The sequence below is a fragment of the Achromobacter sp. Root565 genome (assembly GCF_001427425.1).
In the GTDB taxonomy this organism is placed as follows: domain Bacteria; phylum Pseudomonadota; class Gammaproteobacteria; order Burkholderiales; family Burkholderiaceae_B; genus Achromobacter; species Achromobacter spanius_D.
In genome coordinates this window covers 825,909-840,728 of record NZ_LMGO01000005.1, presented here as the reverse complement: position 1 = coordinate 840,728, position 14,820 = coordinate 825,909, and the positions used below count along the sequence as shown (strand labels likewise).

Below are 14,820 nucleotides of genomic sequence, written 5' to 3'. Positions count from 1 at the left end.
CGCGGCGCGCCGCTCAGTGGCGGTGGTTGTGGACCTCGTCGTACGGCGTGTCGTCGTCCGCGTCGTCTTCCTCTTCTTCCTCGTCTTCCTCTTGCTCATCGGGATCCGGTTGCGGTTCCTCGGTCAGGGCAAAGGGCAGCACGTCTTCCAGGTTGTCGGACCAGGCGGACTCTTCGCCATCGTGGTCCAGCTTGATGAAGCGCTCGCCGTCGTTCAGCGAAATCTGGATGGCCCACAGGTACAGACAGTCGTAGGTGTCGTCATCGGACTGCGGCAGGCCGCCGCGGTTGCCGAGCAGGCGCGCGCCCGGCCCGCCCATCTGCACGTGCGTCTGTTCCTCGTCCGTCTCGGCCTTCTCGTCCATTGGGACGCCGTAGGTCACCCATTCGGTGCCTTCGTCGCCCAGCACCACTTCCGCCAGCACGGGTTTGCCCAGATAGGCGCTGAGTGCGTCCGCGGTCTTGGCCAGCATGTCCAGTTCGGGTGCACTGAAATGGGTCAAGGAAGCGGGAGGAGTGGCAGAGGCGGACATGAAGGTTCCTGGGCGCGATGAAGCCGCGACGGCACGGCAGATACGTCAGGCGCTATTGTCGCGCGAACGGCGCTGCAGTGCATCGGGCGCTTGGATTACGAAGAAACGCGAGGCGGTATCCGGATGGCGTGCTGGCGCGCCAACATATGGGTGACATATACAGCGAGCCGGACGCCGCCTACACTGGCGTGCTTTCCGTATTTCTGCCTTCCCGTTTCAACCATGCGCTCCGACGCCCCGCAGCTTCCCCTCCGCTTTCTCCTGTTCCCGCTTCTGGCGGCCTTGATCTGGTCGGTCAATATGATCGTGACCAAGATGGCCGCTGGCGTCATCGCGCCGGCCGCCATCGGCTTTTACCGCTGGGCGCTGGCGGGCATCGTGCTGACCCCGTTTGCGTTGCCGGGCGTATGGGCGCAACGCCGTCAGGTGCTGGCGCATCTGCCGAAGTTCGCCGTGCTGGGCGGGCTGGGCATGGCGTTGTACCAGGGGCTGGCGTATGTGGCGGCCGCGTCCACCACCGCCACCAACATGGGTTTCATCACCGCGATGATCCCGCTCATGACCATCGCCGTCATGGCGGTGATCATGCGCGAGCGTCCTTCGGCCATGGCGCTGTTGGGCAGCCTGGTGTCGCTGGCCGGCCTGGCGCTGCTGATCGGCGAGGGCGATCCGGCCCGGCTCCTGTCCGTGGGCGCCAACCACGGCGACGTGCTGATGGGGCTGGGCGCACTGGCCTATGCGCTGTATGGCGTGCTGTTGCGGCGCTGGGCGCTGCCCGTGGGGCCGTGGCAGTCGCTGTACGTGCAGGTCGCGTTCGGCATCCTGTTCCAGCTTCCCGCCTTCCTGCTGGCGGCGCCGTCGCCGCTCAATGCCGCCAACGTGCCGCTGGTGCTTTATGCCGCGGTGTTTCCGTCGCTGTTCGCGCCGTATCTGTGGATGCAGGGCGTGCGCCACCTGGGTCCCAATCGTGCCAGCATCTTTCTGAACGTCATGCCCGTGTTCACTGTGGCCATCGCGGCGCTGTTCCTCGATGAAAAGCCGCATCTCTTTCACATTGCCGGCGGGGCGCTGGCGCTGGCCGGTGTGATGCTGGCCCAGATGCGCACGCCCGGTCTGCCGGGCCGCGCCGCGAAGACCCACTGAAGGCGGGCCGAGGCCCAAATCAAGGCGAGATGGGGCCGGATCACCGCTTCCGCACGCCGGTCAGGGTTCCGGCCTACAATCAACGGTTTCTCAGCTATATCTCACCTACGAGCCCATGGCCCAATACGTCTACACCATGAACCGCGTCGGCAAGATCGTGCCGCCCAAGCGGCAGATCCTGCGCGATATCTCCCTTTCGTTTTTTCCTGGCGCCAAGATCGGCGTGCTGGGCCTGAACGGCTCGGGCAAGTCGACGCTGCTGAAGATCATGGCGGGCGTCGACCGCGAGATCGAAGGCGAAGCCGTGCCCATGCCGGGCCTGAACATCGGCTACCTGCCGCAGGAACCGCAGCTCAACCCCGAGCACACGGTCCGCCAAGCGGTCGAGGAAGGCCTGGGCGCCGTCGTCACCGCCAAGAAGCGCCTGGACGAGGTCTACGCCGCGTACGCGGAACCCGACGCTGACTTCGACGCGCTGGCCGCTGAACAGGCCGATCTTGAAGCCATCATCGCCGCCGCCGCCTCCAGCGGCGCGGACGACATCGAACACCAGATGGAAATCGCCGCCGACGCGCTGCGCCTGCCGCCCTGGGATGCCACCGTCGGCAACCTGTCCGGCGGTGAAAAGCGCCGCGTGGCCCTGTGCCGCCTGCTGCTGTCCAAGCCCGACATGCTGCTGCTCGACGAGCCCACCAACCACTTGGACGCCGAAAGCGTGGAGTGGCTGGAGCAGTTCCTGCACAAGTTCCCCGGCACCGTCGTCGGCGTGACCCACGATCGCTACTTCCTGGACAACGCTGCCGAATGGATCCTGGAACTGGACCGCGGCTACGGGATCCCCTGGAAGGGCAACTACAGCTCGTGGCTGGAACAGAAGGAAGACCGCCTCAAGCAGGAAGAGTCCTCGGAGTCGGCGCGCCAGAAGACCATCAAGAAGGAACTGGAGTGGGTGCGCCAGAACCCGAAGGGACGCCAGGCCAAGGCCAAGGCGCGTATGGCGCGTTTCGAGGAACTGTCTTCGTACGAATACCAGAAGCGCAACGAAACCCAGGAAATCTTCATTCCGGTGGGCGAGCGCCTGGGCAACGAGGTCATCGAATTCAACAACGTCAGCAAGGCCTACGGCGACCGCCTGCTGATCGACAACCTCAGCTTCAAGGTGCCGCCGGGCGCCATCGTCGGCATCATCGGCGCGAACGGCGCCGGTAAGTCCACGCTGTTCCGCATGATCGCCGGCCGCGAGCAACCGGATTCGGGCGAAGTGAAGATCGGCCAGACCGTGAAGCTCGCCTTCGTCGACCAGTCGCGCGACGCGCTGGAAGACAAGAAGACGGTGTTCGACGCCGTGTCCGATGGCGCCGACATCCTGACCGTCGGCAAGTTCGAGATGTCGTCGCGCGCCTATCTGGGCCGCTTCAACTTCAAGGGCGGCGACCAGAACAAGGTCGTGGGCCAGCTTTCCGGCGGCGAACGCGGGCGCCTGCACATGGCCAAGACGCTGATCGCGGGCGGCAACGTCCTGCTGCTTGACGAACCGTCCAACGACCTCGACGTCGAAACGCTGCGCGCGCTGGAAGACGGGCTGCTCGAGTTCCCCGGCAGCATCATGGTCATCAGCCACGATCGCTGGTTCCTGGACCGTATCGCCACGCACATCATGGCCTTCGAAGGCGATTCGCAGGTCGTGTTCTTTGACGGCAACTATCAGGAATACGAAGCCGACAAGAAGCGCCGCCTGGGCGAAGAGGGCGCCAAGCCCAAGCGCCTGCGCTACAAGGCGTTGAAGTAAATAGCCGATTCTTCTGGTGTCTGACACCCAGGTGGCACAGTCTTCAATTCAAGACGCCGCCGCAAGGGTGTCAGACACCAGCCGAGTAGGAACACCGCCAAAAATCCCGGCCAAGCGCCGGGATTTTTTTTGGCATCAAAGATCCTCCGAGGTGTCTGACACCCTGGTGAGATTCGCGTCATACGAAGTGCGTCTCCCAAGGGTGTCAGACACCGGCCCGAGAAAGGGAAGTGCGTCTCCCAAGGGTGTCAGACACCGGCCCGAGAGACATCACCGCCCCACAGCGTTATGCTGACCCCTTGCCCCCAGGAGTCCCTCACCATGCTGCTGTCCGCCTCCGATTCCACTCTGCTGATCGTCGACATGCAGGGCCGCCTGATGCCGGTCATCCACGACGGCGACGCCGTGCTCAACGCCGCGCACAAGCTGGCGCAGGCGGCGCGGTTGCTTGATGTGCCGGTCGTGGCCACCGAGCACCACAGCAAGATGCTGGGCGTCACGGTGGACCCGTTGCGCGAGCTGGTGCAGGCCTCTTTCCAGAAGATGCACTTTTCGTCAGCCCGCGAACCGGGTTTCGACGGCTGGCTGCCGGCTTCACGCAAGACGGTGCTGGTGGCCGGCTGCGAGGCGCATATCTGCGTGCTGCAAACCGTGATCGGTCTGGTGGATCTAGGCTACAAGACGGTGCTCGTCGCGGATGCGGCCGGTTCACGCAAGCCATCGGACCATCATGCCGCGCTGCGCCGCGCGCGCGCCCATGGCGCGGAGATCGTCACGACAGAGATGGCGATTTTCGAGTGGATGGAGACGTGCGAGCACCCGCGTTTCCGTGACGTGTTACGTCTGGTCAAATAGCGGCTGGCCCTTGCAACATCGTTCCCTGGGGAGTGCAAAAGTTCGCTCTCTCTTTGACACAATTCCTGGGCAAACCTAACACCCCGTCCCCGGATAATTTGCGATCCTGAAAGCTCTAAACCCCTAAAGGTCCGCGCGCTCGCGTTTTGATTCTCCGGTGCGGCCCCGGGTAAAAGAACAGGAGCTACATCATGAAAATCGCATCGCTTTCCAAGATCTGTGCCGCTGTGGCGTTGGCTGCCACCATGGCGGGTTGTTCATCGTGGGATGGCATGAGCCATCGCCAGAAGAGCACCGTGGGGGGCGCCGCACTGGGCGGCGTCGCGGGTGCGGTGATCACCAACGGCGGCGTGCTCGGCACGGTCGGCGGCGCGGCGATCGGCGGTGTGATCGGCGACCAGGTCGGCAAGCGGTAATTTTTCGTCGTACCAAAAGCAACGCCCGGCAATGCCGGGCGTTTTTTATGTGCGACGCGCGCCGGCAAGGCCGGCGCACAGCGGAGACATCAGGTCTCGTTCTGCGGCATTTCGATCTTCACTTCCAACACTTCCAGCGTGTCCTGGCGTTCCAGGTGCACCTTGATGTCTTCGGGATTGATCTTCACGTACTTGGAGATGACCGCGATCAGTTCCTGCTGAAGCTGCGGCAGGTAATCGGGCGAATCCCCGCGGCCACGCTCGTGGGCAAGGATGATCTGCAACCGTTCTTTGGCGACGGATGCGGAGGTCTTCTTTTGACCGAGCAGAAACGACAGGAAGGACATCGCTTACTTGCCTCCGAACAGGCGTTTCAGGAAACCCGGCTTTTCGTAATCGGTAAAGCGCAGGGCCTTGTCTTCGCCAAGGTAACGGCTGACGACGTCCTTGTAGGCTTCCGAGACGTCGGTGTCTTTCAGGTGAATGGCCGGCAGGCCCTGGTTCGACGCCTGCAGCACGGCTTCGGATTCGGGAATCACGCCGATGAGCTTGATGCGCAGGATGTCTTCGATGTCGGTCAGCGACAGCATCTCGCCGTCGGAGACGCGCTTGGGGTTGTAGCGGGTCAGCAGCAGGTATTCCTTGACCGGCTCGTCGCCATCGACCGCGCGCTTGGACTTGGCGGCCAGGATGCCCAGGATACGGTCCGAGTCACGCACCGACGAGACTTCGGGGTTGGTGACCACCAGCGCGTCATCGGCAAAGTAGGCCGCCATCAGCGCACCGGTTTCGATGCCGGCGGGGGAATCGCAGACGATGTAGTCGAAACCCATTTCCTTCAGGTCGTTGATGACCTTTTCCACGCCTTCCTGCGTCAGCGCATCCTTGTCGCGCGTTTGCGAGGCGGGCAGGATGAAAAGGTTTTCGAGCTGCTTGTCCTTGATGAGCGCTTGCTTGAGGGTCGCCTCGCCTTGGATCACATTGACGAAGTCATACACCACGCGACGCTCGCAACCCATGATGAGGTCGAGGTTGCGCAGGCCGACGTCGAAGTCGATGACAGCGGTCTTGTGGCCCCGCATCGCGAGGCCCGCGGAAAAACTGGCGCTCGTCGTGGTCTTGCCCACGCCGCCTTTGCCGGAAGTCACCACAACAATGCGTGTCATGACGATCAAACCCTTATGTTCGAATAAATCGCGTTATCGTAAAGCAAAAAGCCCGTGTAAGGCTTCTTACAGGATGTGTTGAGATTTGAGCGGGCCGCGGCCGCGCCGCCGTCTCGCAGGATGCCGCGCACCGGGCGCGGCATCAGGCCTTCAGCGCTTCGATGCGCAGCGTGTCGCCATCCAGGCGGACCAGCGCGGGCTGGTTCTGCAGCGTGCCATCGAGCTTGTCTTCGACCACGCGGTAGACACCCGCCACGGCCAGCAATTCCGCATCCAGATGCGTCGTGAAGATGCGCGCCGACGTGTCGCCGCGCGCGCCGGCCATGGCCTTGCCGCGCAGCGGACCGTAAACGTGCACGTTGCCGTCGGCGATGACTTCGGCGCCTTGGCTGACCATGCCGATCACCACCAGATCCGTATGCCGTGCGTAAACACGTTGGCCCGAGCGCAGCGGCCGCGTGACCACCAGCGCCGACGACGAGTGCGGGGCCGCGGCCGTCGGACTGGGCGCGGACGTGGTGCTGCTTGCGGCGCGGGCGGGCAGGGGATCGGCGTCGGCTGCGGGCTTTTCGGCCTGCGTTTCGGCCTTTGCTTCGGCAACGTCAGAGGCCGCAGCCTTGTCTTGCGATGCGGCATCCGCGGCAGGCGTCTGCGCGCCAGCTGCCGACGTGTCGGTGGGCGCGGGCGCGATCTCGACCGCGGCTGCCGGCACCGACGGCACGGGCGTGGCGACATCGTTAGGTGGCGCGGTGTCCACCACGGGGGCGGGGCGCGCGGCGGGCGTGGACAGTTCGACCGGGGTCAGGCCGGCATCGCGCGCGGCCTGCAGATTGGCGCCTTCGGCCACCACGCCGATCGGGGGCAGGTTGTGGCCGCGCAGCGACGCCACCAGTGCCGGCCAGTCGATCGGTTCCTCGACCCGGCTGGCGTCGATGACGACGGGCTCGTTTTCAAAGAAGCTGCCGGCGTCCGCCATGCGCTTGGCAAGCGCTGCGTTCAGGCGTTCGGGATCGGCGCTGTGCAAAACCACCCGAATGGCATACAGGGTGGCGCTCTTGAAGTCCAGGGCTAGGGATTCAGTGTTCATCTTGATTGTGGCTGGCGGTCCGGGCGGCGAAAAACGGCGCGCGCAACCGGCTGCGGGATGTCGGGGATGATAACCCGCCGGGGGCGGCCTGCGCCGGGCGCACGGCGAAAGAAAAAGGCGCCGCAAGGCGCCTTTTCCGGGTATTGCGCACGCGGGCGCGTCAGCCCTGGGCCCAGGAATCGCGCAGGGTCACGATGCGGTTCAGCACCGGCGCGTCCGCCGTCGAGTCCTTCAGGTCGGCCGTGAAATAGCCCAGGCGCTCAAATTGCCAGGTCGCGCCCGGCGTGGCCACGGTGCCCGGTTCCAGCCAGGCCGTGACGGTCTGCTTGGAGTTGGGGTTCAGGCAGGTCAGGAAGTCCTTGTCGCCGCCGTCCGGTCGCGGATCCGCAAACAGGCGGTCGTACAGGTGGATCTGGGCGGGCACCGCGTGCGCCGCGCTGACCCAGGTGATGTTGCCCTTGACCTTGACGCTGTCCGCGCCCGGCGTGCCGCTCTTGGTGTCCGGCAGGTACTCGGCCTGCACTTCGACGACCTCGCCGGCCTCGTTCTTGGTGAACCCGGTGCAGCGCACGACATAGCCGTACTTCAGGCGCACGGTGTTGCCGGGGAACAGGCGGAAATATTTCTTGGGCGCTTCCTCGCGGAAGTCGTCGCGTTCGATCCACAGTTCGCGCGACAGCGGGAACTCGCGCACGCCGGCTTCCGGGTCGTGCGGGTTGCGCGGCGCGGTGCAGGTCTCGGTCTGGCCTTCCGGGTAGTTGGTGATGACCAGCTTGATCGGGTCCAGCACGGCGACCGAGCGCGCGGCGATGGGGTCCAGGTCGTCGCGCACGGCCTGTTCGAGCAGGCTGTAGTCGATGCGCGAATCGGACTTGGACACGGCGGTGCGGTCGCAGAACAGGCGGATCGACGCGGGCGTGTAGCCGCGGCGGCGCAGGCCGAAGATGGTGGGCATGCGCGGATCGTCCCAGCCGTCCACATGGCCTTCCTTGACCAACTGCAGCAGCTTGCGCTTGCTGGTGACTACGTAGCTCAGGTTCAGGCGGGCGAATTCGTACTGGTGCGGCAGCGGCTGGGCCAGCTTGCCCAGTTCGGCCAGACGGGTCAGGATCCAGTCGTAGAACGGGCGCTGATCTTCGAATTCCAGCGTGCAGACGCTGTGCGTGATGCCTTCCAGCGCGTCTTCCACCGGGTGGGCCCAGCTATACATCGGGTAGATGCACCACTGGTCGCCGGTGCGATGGTGCGTGGCGTGGCGCACGCGGTACATGACCGGGTCGCGCAGGTTGATGTTGGGCGACGCCATGTTGATCTTGGCGCGCAGCACCAGGCTGCCGTCCGGATGCTTGCCGTCGCGCATTTCGCGCAGCAGCGCGATGGACTCGGCGGCCGGGCGGTTGCGCCAGGGCGAATCCGTGCCGGGCTCGGTCAGCGTGCCGCGGTTGGCGCGGATTTCTTCCGCGCTTTGTTCGTCGACGTAAGCGTGGCCCGCTTCGACCAGGGCTTCGGCGAACTCATACATATAGCCGAAGTAGTCGCTGGCGAAGTACAGGTTCTCGCGGCCGTCGGCCTTCCAGTCAAAGCCCAGCCAGTGGACGGCCTCGATGATGGCGTCGACGTATTCCTGGTCTTCCTTCTCGGGGTTGGTGTCGTCAAAACGCAGATGACAGACACCGCCGAAATCGCGCGCCAGACCGAAGTTCACGCAGATGCTCTTGGCGTGGCCGATGTGCAGGTAGCCGTTGGGCTCCGGCGGGAAGCGCGTGCGGATGCGCGCCGGGTCCGCGTCCCCCTGCTGCTGCAAGGCCGCCGGGCCAGGCTTGCCCGCCCAGCGCTTGCCCTGGAAGCGGTTGGCTTCGAGGTCGTCTTGGACGATGTTGAGCAGGAAGTTTGATGCGGCAGGGGTCGGCGTCGGGGCGGTGGTCATTCTTGAAAGAATAGGAAAAAGCAGCGACAAAGCGTCAATTTTGCCACGTTCCGCAGCGCAGCCATTTTTGCCACGCCTGCAACCGGTTTCAATCGGCCCCCATAGTCATGTAACTGGCTCTACACTACGGGCCATTATGGATATCTCGACCCTATCCCTGGCCCGGGCGCAGTTCGTGGCCAGTCTTAGCTTCCTGGCGCTTTTTCTCGCCGTTTCCCTCGCGCTGGCCTGGGTGCTGCTGTTTTTCAAGATCCGGGCCCGCTGGTCCAGCCATGGCGGCTGGACGGCGGCCTACCGCTTCTGGGTCCGCATTTTTGCGCTGTCCTTTGTGCTGACGCTGGCCGCCAGCGTGCCCGTCCTGATCCAGATCGGCAGCCTGTGGGCCGGGCTCATGGACAAGATCGGCAATGTGGCCGGTCCGCTGCTGGGCTACGGCATCCTGTCCGTCTTCATCCTCAAATCCTGTTTCCTGGGCGTCATGCTGTTCGGCCAGCGCCGCGTGTCCGATGGCGCGCACACGCTGGCGGTCCTGATGGTCGCCGCCGGGCAGCTCGTCGCCGTGTTCTGGGTGCTGGCCCTGCAATCGTGGATGCAGACGCCGGATGGCGCGCTGCTGGTCGACGGCCGCTACCAGGTCTACGACTGGCACAAGGTCGTGCTCAATCCCTCGGTCGGCTGGCGCATGGCCGTGGTGATGGTCGGCGCGGCGCTGGCCGCCTCGTTCCTGATGCTGGGCGTGACCGCGCTGCAAGCGTTGCGGCGGCCGCTGGGCGAGGGCGAGCGCAGCGTGTTCAAGACGGCGCTGGTGGTGGCCCTGGTGGCCGCATTCCTGCAGGTGCCCGTCGCGACCGGCGCGGGGCAGATGATGGCGCAACTGCAACCGGCCAAGGCCGCCGCCGCCGCGGGCTTCTGGCAGAGCGGCCCCGTGCCGCAACTGGTGCTGTTCGGCTGGCCCGACGCGCGCGCGCACGTCAACGAGGGCGACCTCACGATCAACAACGCCGGCGGCATGTGGCTGCATCGCAATGCGGACGGCACCTACCAGGGCCTGGACAAGTATTCGGGCATGCTGCCGCCGGTGGCGCTGACCTTCTGGTCGCTGCGCGTGGCCGTCGGCCTGGGCCTGCTGATGCTGGCCGTGGCGTGCGTGACCTTCCTGTGGACCTTCCGGCGCGGCATGGACCCGTCCGCCTTGCCGCCGTGGTGGCAGCGGGTCCTGTGCGGCATGATGTTTTCCGGCGGCATCGCCGTCGTGGCTGGCTGGTGGGTTTCCATCATCGGACTGCAACCCTTTCTCGTGAACGGCACCGTCACGCAATCCGAGGTCCTGGGTTCCGTGCCCTCCAGCACCGTGCTGTACGGGCTGGCCGGCTACGGGCTGCTGTACGCGCTGCTCCTGGCCGCGTTCGCCGGCATGCTGTTCCATGCGGCGCGCTACGGCGTCGTGCCCGTGCGCAAGTTGAGCGGAGGTGCGCCATGATTGCCATGCTGGCGGCCTCGCAAGGCCTGAGCCCCGACGATCCCTCGTTCTGGATGCCGCTCGCCTTCATGGCGCTGCTGTTTGTCGTGATTGCCGCGGGCATGGTCCTGGACGGCTTCGACCTCGGCGTGGGGATCCTGCTGCAGATCGCGCCCGAGCACGAGCGCGGCCGCATGATGAGCCTGCTCAGCCCGTGGCGCGACGCCAACGAGTTCTGGCTGCTGCTGGGCATGGGGCTATTTGCGGCGGCATTCCCGTTCGCCTGGGGCGCCGTGCTGGGCAAGCTCTACGGACCGCTGACGTTCATGGTGCTGGGCGTGGTGCTGCGCAGTGTCGCCTTCGAATTCCGCATCCGCGCCCGCAACGACATGAAGCCGCGCTGGATCTTCGCGTTCTGGGCCGGCTCGATCATCACCGCGTTCGGTCAAGGCATGCTGCTTGGTCGCATCGCCACGGGCTACCAGTCGGACGCGGGCTATGGCTGGTTTGCGATGTTCGTGGGTCTGTGCGCGGTGGCCGCATATGTATTGCTGGGCGCGTCGTGGCTGGTCATGCGCGTGGAGGGCGACCTGCAGCGCCGCGCCGCCAACTGGGCGCGCCACGCGATCCGCTGGACGGCCGTGGGCATGGTGTCGATCGCGGTCACGCTGGGCCTGGCCAACGCCGGCATCTTCTACAAGTGGAGCAATATCGCGCACCTGAGCCTGGCGGCGTCGGTATGGGTGCTGATGCTGGCCGGCTTCGTCGCCGCGGAAATGCTGCTTGCGCGTCTGCCGGGCCGCGCCGATCGCTTCAGCTGGCTGCCCTTCGTGCTGACGGTGGCGCTGTTCCTGTTGATGCTGAGCGGACTGGCGTACAGCCTGTTCCCGTACCTGATCCTGGACGACATGACGCTGTGGGATGGCGCGGGCGCACTGGGCTCGATGCGGCTCGTGATGGCCGGCGCCGTCGTGGGGATTCCGGTGGTGCTGGTGTTCAACATCCTGGCGTACCGGTCGGTCTTCGGCAAGGAGCGCCGCCCCGTGCCGCTGCTGCCGCCGCCGTCGTACTAAACCACGGGACGCGCCACCCGCTGCAGGATTTCTTCGCCGTAGGCTTCCAGCTTGCGGGCCCCCACGCCGCTGATGTGGCTCAGTTCGTCCATGGACTCGGGCTGCGCCAGCGCGATTTCGCGCAGTGTGGCGTCGTGGAAGATCACGTAGGCGGGCACGCCATGGCTCTTGGCGACTTCACCGCGCCAGGCGCGCAACGCCTCGTAAACCGGCTGCAATTCGGCCGGCAGGTCGATCGTTGCCGCCTTGGGCCGTCCGCTGCCCGTCTTGCTGGACCGCGGCTTCTTTTCAGACTCGCGCCGCAGCATGAGCTGGCGTTCGCCCTTGAGCACGGCGCGGCTGCCTTCGGTCAGGGCCAGCGTGCCGAAGCCTTCGTTGTCGACGGTCAGGAGGCCCTGCGCCAATAGCTGGCGCAGCACGCCGCGCCACGCGGTATCGGAGAGGTCGGCGCCCACGCCGAACACGCTGAGCGACTCGTGTCCGTGCTGCTTGGTGCGGTCGGTGACCTTGCCGCGCAGGATGTCGATGATGTGGCCGGCGCCGTAGCGCTGGCCGCGTTCCTTCCAGAGCCGGTACACGGCCGACAGCACCTTCTGCGCCGCCACCGTGCCGTCCCACGCCTGCGGCGGATCCAGGCAGACATCGCAGTTGCCGCACGCGGTGATCTGCTGGCCAAAGTAAGCCAGCAGCCGCACGCGCCGGCATTCCACCGTTTCGCACAGGCCCAGCATGGCATCGAGCTGCTGGCCCAGGCGCCGGCGATAGGATTCGTCGCCCGGAGATTCGTCGATCATGCGGCGCTGCTGCACCACGTCCTGCAAACCATAGGCCAGCCAGGCCGTGGCGGGCAGGCCATCGCGGCCGGCACGGCCGGTTTCCTGGTAGTAGCCCTCGACCGACTTGGGCAGGTCGATGTGCGCCACGAAGCGAACGTCGGGCTTGTCGATGCCCATGCCGAACGCAATGGTGGCGACCATGACCACGCCGTCCTCGCGCAAAAAGCGCGACTGGTTGGCCGCCCGCACCTGGGCGCTGAGGCCCGCGTGGTACGGCATGGCATCGATGCCCTGGTTGCAGAGGAACTCGGCCGTCTCTTCGACCCGGGCGCGCGACAGGCAATACACCACGCCGGATTCGCCTTCGTGCTCGGTGCGGATCATGTCCAGCAACTGCTTGCGCACCTCGTTCTTTTCGACGATGCGGTAGCGGATGTTGGGACGGTCGAAGCTCGAAACGAAGTGGCGCGCTTCGTCCAGCGACAGGCGCTGCGCGATTTCGGTGCGGGTGACGGCGGTGGCGGTGGCCGTGAGCGCGATGCGCGGCACGTCCGGCCAGCGCTCGTGCAACATGGACAGACCGAGGTATTCGGGCCGGAAGTCATGACCCCATTGGGACACGCAGTGCGCTTCGTCAATGGCGAACAGCGCGATGCGGCCGCGGTCCAGCAATTGCAGGCAGCGGTCGGTCAGGAGGCGTTCGGGCGCGACGTAAAGCAGGTCGAGCTCGCCATCCAGGAAGGCCTGCTCGACCTCGCGGGCCACCCGCCATTCCTGCGTGGAATTCAGGAACGCCGCGCGTACGCCCAGTTCGGTCAGCGCGTCGACCTGGTCCTGCATCAGCGCGATCAGGGGCGACACGACAATGCCGGTGCCTTCACGCACCAGCGAGGGGATCTGGTAACAGAGCGACTTGCCGCCGCCGGTGGGCATGAGCACGAGCGCGTCGCCGCCGCCGATCACCTGTTCGACGATGGCTTGCTGGTCGCTGCGGAAGGATTCGTAACCGAAAACGCGCTGCAACACGCCGAGGGCGCGCGCGTCAGACATGGGGATAGGGCGGAAGCATCATGGCAGGGATTTTAAGCCCCAATTCCACCGGGTCCGTTCCGGCGGGATTTTTTCGTCCATCTACCCAGTGCTTACCAACTGAGCCAGGTGCCGCGCATGAAGGTGTCCACGGGCATGCTCAGGTTGGCGCGCCACCCGTAGTCGCCCGTCACGATGTCGCGGTCGGCGCCGACGGCCAGCTTGACCTTCGGGGCAACGAACATGCTGTGGGACAGGCCCACGCGCTGCTCGGCCAGCACCGAGCCCTCGCGCAGGCCGGAATACGTGCCGCTCAGCGTGCCCCAGCCGGACAGCGGGACGCCGGCCGACACGGTGTTGCGCGTCTGGGCAGTGGAGGCCACACCGTCGGAATACGTGGACAGGTCGCCGTAGCCCGCGCCGATCTGCTCGTTGGTGTAGCCCAGCGTCACGGTGTCGGCTACATCGATGCTGTAGCCGAAGCGATAGCGGTAGCCGCTGGCCGCATCGAACGTGCTTTGCGTGGCGCCGGCCCGGAAGGTGCCGAACTCCCCGGCGTTGTACGTGGTGCCCACGCCGCGGGTGGTCAGCGACGGGGCGCTCTGCATCTGGCCTTCGACCGTCACCACCGGCGTCAGCCCGTAGCGCACGCTGCCGCTGCCCACGGACGCGCCGTAGTCGACCGCGCCGGACTTGGCGGACGGATCCATCAGGTTCAGCTTGCCCAGCGATGATGAGTAGCCGAAGCTGCCCTCGGGCAGCGTGGGGCCGGTGCCGCCCCAATTGGCGATCTGCAGCCCGCCCACCGGCGCGCCGCTGCCCCACGCCGGCGCATTGGGGCTGACATTGCCCACCGTGAGGGACGGGCCGGCCGTGTTGTTATAGACCCAGTTGCGGCTGCCGCCGTAGCGCAGGCCGTCCTGGCCGCCGACCGACGAGAACCAGGGGCGCGAGGGGCGCGAGACGCCGGAAATCACGATGACCGGCACGCGGGGGAGGTCGCCGTTTTCCAGCGCGAAGGAATAGTCCGGCGGAATGTCCTGCGCGGCAGCCGGCGTTGCCAGCGGGTCGCAGGACAGGGGTGCCGTCGGCGCGTTGCCGGTCAACCCCAAGCCCGTGCCCGGAATGAAGCCGTCGGCCAGGTCCTGACCGCCGTCGCGCACCGTGGTGTCCATGCCGGGTTCGGTCGCATGCAGGTCGCACGGCGTCGGGTCCAACGGCACGGCGCGCTCGTCCAGCGACGGGGCAGGGCGTACCGGCAGGGATTGCACCGGCGACAGGACGCCAATGCCGCGCGCCACGCGCGTGACTTCGCCCGCCGGGGGCGGCGTCAATGTAAAGGGGGACACGTCGGGCTCGTCACCAAAAGCGGGCGCCAGCGGCCAGGCCAGGCCCGCCGTCAGCGCCGCGTGCAACAGCCCTCTGCGCCAGGGGTTAGCTGTGGCGGCCATGGGGACAGTGTAGGCAGGACCCTGCCGTTCATCTGTAAACGATCTTTAGGAAAGTCCACGAAGGGCGGCAGGCGAAGCGCCATTCTAGGGCCAGTTGGGGGGCGCGGACACCGCCGT

The 14,820-nt window shown here is 66.0% G+C and carries 13 protein-coding genes; 6 read left to right on the top strand and 7 right to left on the bottom strand.

Features of this window, described 5'->3' with window-relative positions; all coding sequences use genetic code 11:
• Positions 1–13: 13 nt before the first annotated feature.
• Positions 14–532, bottom strand: coding sequence for a hypothetical protein (locus tag ASD71_RS20510; protein ID WP_056568886.1), 519 nt, complete (start codon positions 530–532; stop codon positions 14–16).
• Positions 533–754: 222 nt separating this feature from the next.
• Here ASD71_RS20510 and ASD71_RS20505 point away from each other — a divergent pair, with 222 nt between their 5' ends.
• From ASD71_RS20505 to ASD71_RS20490, 4 genes are all read left to right on the top strand, one after another.
• Entirely contained in the window at positions 755–1,675 is a 921-nt protein-coding gene (locus ASD71_RS20505; RefSeq protein ID WP_056568883.1) for a DMT family transporter, read from the top strand.
• A 115-nt stretch (positions 1,676–1,790) separates the two neighbouring features.
• Positions 1,791–3,464 carry an energy-dependent translational throttle protein EttA gene (ettA, locus tag ASD71_RS20500; protein WP_056568880.1) on the top strand — a complete coding sequence of 558 codons (1,674 nt, stop codon included), beginning with the start codon at positions 1,791–1,793 and terminating at the stop codon, positions 3,462–3,464.
• 321 nt (positions 3,465–3,785) lie between these two features.
• The gene (locus ASD71_RS20495; protein ID WP_056568878.1) at positions 3,786–4,319 is read left to right on the top strand and encodes an isochorismatase family protein; all 534 of its coding nucleotides are present in this window, start codon (positions 3,786–3,788) and stop codon (positions 4,317–4,319) included.
• 191 nt (positions 4,320–4,510) lie between these two features.
• Positions 4,511–4,735 (top strand): glycine zipper 2TM domain-containing protein, encoded by a 225-nt coding sequence (locus tag ASD71_RS20490; protein WP_056321146.1) that lies wholly within the window; start codon positions 4,511–4,513, stop codon positions 4,733–4,735.
• An 89-nt stretch (positions 4,736–4,824) separates the two neighbouring features.
• On the opposite strand, the gene minE is transcribed toward ASD71_RS20490, so the two are convergent.
• The 4 genes from minE to ASD71_RS20470 form a co-directional block, all read right to left on the bottom strand.
• Positions 4,825–5,082, bottom strand: a complete 258-nt coding sequence (gene minE, locus ASD71_RS20485) for a cell division topological specificity factor MinE (RefSeq protein WP_006217654.1) — start codon at positions 5,080–5,082, stop codon at positions 4,825–4,827.
• A gap of 3 nt (positions 5,083–5,085) precedes the next feature.
• Positions 5,086–5,901 carry a septum site-determining protein MinD gene (gene minD / locus ASD71_RS20480; protein WP_056569518.1) on the bottom strand — a complete coding sequence of 272 codons (816 nt, stop codon included), beginning with the start codon at positions 5,899–5,901 and terminating at the stop codon, positions 5,086–5,088.
• A 142-nt stretch (positions 5,902–6,043) separates the two neighbouring features.
• Positions 6,044–6,988 (bottom strand): septum site-determining protein MinC, encoded by a 945-nt coding sequence (gene minC, locus ASD71_RS20475; RefSeq protein ID WP_056568875.1) that lies wholly within the window; start codon positions 6,986–6,988, stop codon positions 6,044–6,046.
• A 160-nt stretch (positions 6,989–7,148) separates the two neighbouring features.
• Entirely contained in the window at positions 7,149–8,915 is a 1,767-nt protein-coding gene (locus ASD71_RS20470; protein WP_056568873.1) for a glutamine--tRNA ligase/YqeY domain fusion protein, read from the bottom strand.
• Between the two features lie 136 nt (positions 8,916–9,051).
• On the opposite strand from ASD71_RS20470, the gene ASD71_RS20465 reads away from it, so the two are divergent.
• Positions 9,052–10,395 (top strand): cytochrome ubiquinol oxidase subunit I, encoded by a 1,344-nt coding sequence (locus tag ASD71_RS20465; RefSeq protein WP_056568871.1) that lies wholly within the window; start codon positions 9,052–9,054, stop codon positions 10,393–10,395.
• Positions 10,392–11,447 (top strand): cytochrome d ubiquinol oxidase subunit II, encoded by a 1,056-nt coding sequence (locus ASD71_RS20460; protein WP_056568868.1) that lies wholly within the window; start codon positions 10,392–10,394, stop codon positions 11,445–11,447. The genes ASD71_RS20465 and ASD71_RS20460 overlap by 4 nt, the downstream gene beginning before the upstream one ends.
• Here ASD71_RS20460 and recQ read toward each other — a convergent pair.
• Positions 11,444–13,273: a DNA helicase RecQ gene (gene recQ / locus ASD71_RS20455; RefSeq protein WP_056568865.1), complete on the bottom strand. Its 1,830-nt coding sequence runs from the start codon at positions 13,271–13,273 to the stop codon at positions 11,444–11,446. The two genes, ASD71_RS20460 and recQ, sit on opposite strands and share 4 nt — an antisense overlap.
• A 92-nt stretch (positions 13,274–13,365) precedes the next feature.
• Positions 13,366–14,703 carry a fimbrial protein gene (locus tag ASD71_RS20450; protein ID WP_235512264.1) on the bottom strand — a complete coding sequence of 446 codons (1,338 nt, stop codon included), beginning with the start codon at positions 14,701–14,703 and terminating at the stop codon, positions 13,366–13,368.
• Positions 14,704–14,820: the final 117 nt, after the last annotated feature.

What these genes read in the sequence shown, in the direction of transcription:
- ASD71_RS20510 (WP_056568886.1), bottom strand. Translation starts at nt 532, where the DNA reads ATGTCCGCCTCTGCCACTCCTCCCGCTTCCTTGACCCATTTCAGTGCA.
- ASD71_RS20505 (WP_056568883.1), top strand. Translation starts at nt 755, where the DNA reads ATGCGCTCCGACGCCCCGCAGCTTCCCCTCCGCTTTCTCCTGTTCCCG.
- ettA (WP_056568880.1), top strand. Translation starts at nt 1,791, where the DNA reads ATGGCCCAATACGTCTACACCATGAACCGCGTCGGCAAGATCGTGCCG.
- ASD71_RS20495 (WP_056568878.1), top strand. Translation starts at nt 3,786, where the DNA reads ATGCTGCTGTCCGCCTCCGATTCCACTCTGCTGATCGTCGACATGCAG.
- ASD71_RS20490 (WP_056321146.1), top strand. Translation starts at nt 4,511, where the DNA reads ATGAAAATCGCATCGCTTTCCAAGATCTGTGCCGCTGTGGCGTTGGCT.
- minE (WP_006217654.1), bottom strand. Translation starts at nt 5,082, where the DNA reads ATGTCCTTCCTGTCGTTTCTGCTCGGTCAAAAGAAGACCTCCGCATCC.
- minD (WP_056569518.1), bottom strand. Translation starts at nt 5,901, where the DNA reads ATGACACGCATTGTTGTGGTGACTTCCGGCAAAGGCGGCGTGGGCAAG.
- minC (WP_056568875.1), bottom strand. Translation starts at nt 6,988, where the DNA reads ATGAACACTGAATCCCTAGCCCTGGACTTCAAGAGCGCCACCCTGTAT.
- ASD71_RS20470 (WP_056568873.1), bottom strand. Translation starts at nt 8,915, where the DNA reads ATGACCACCGCCCCGACGCCGACCCCTGCCGCATCAAACTTCCTGCTC.
- ASD71_RS20465 (WP_056568871.1), top strand. Translation starts at nt 9,052, where the DNA reads ATGGATATCTCGACCCTATCCCTGGCCCGGGCGCAGTTCGTGGCCAGT.
- ASD71_RS20460 (WP_056568868.1), top strand. Translation starts at nt 10,392, where the DNA reads ATGATTGCCATGCTGGCGGCCTCGCAAGGCCTGAGCCCCGACGATCCC.
- recQ (WP_056568865.1), bottom strand. Translation starts at nt 13,273, where the DNA reads ATGTCTGACGCGCGCGCCCTCGGCGTGTTGCAGCGCGTTTTCGGTTAC.
- ASD71_RS20450 (WP_235512264.1), bottom strand. Translation starts at nt 14,703, where the DNA reads ATGGCCGCCACAGCTAACCCCTGGCGCAGAGGGCTGTTGCACGCGGCG.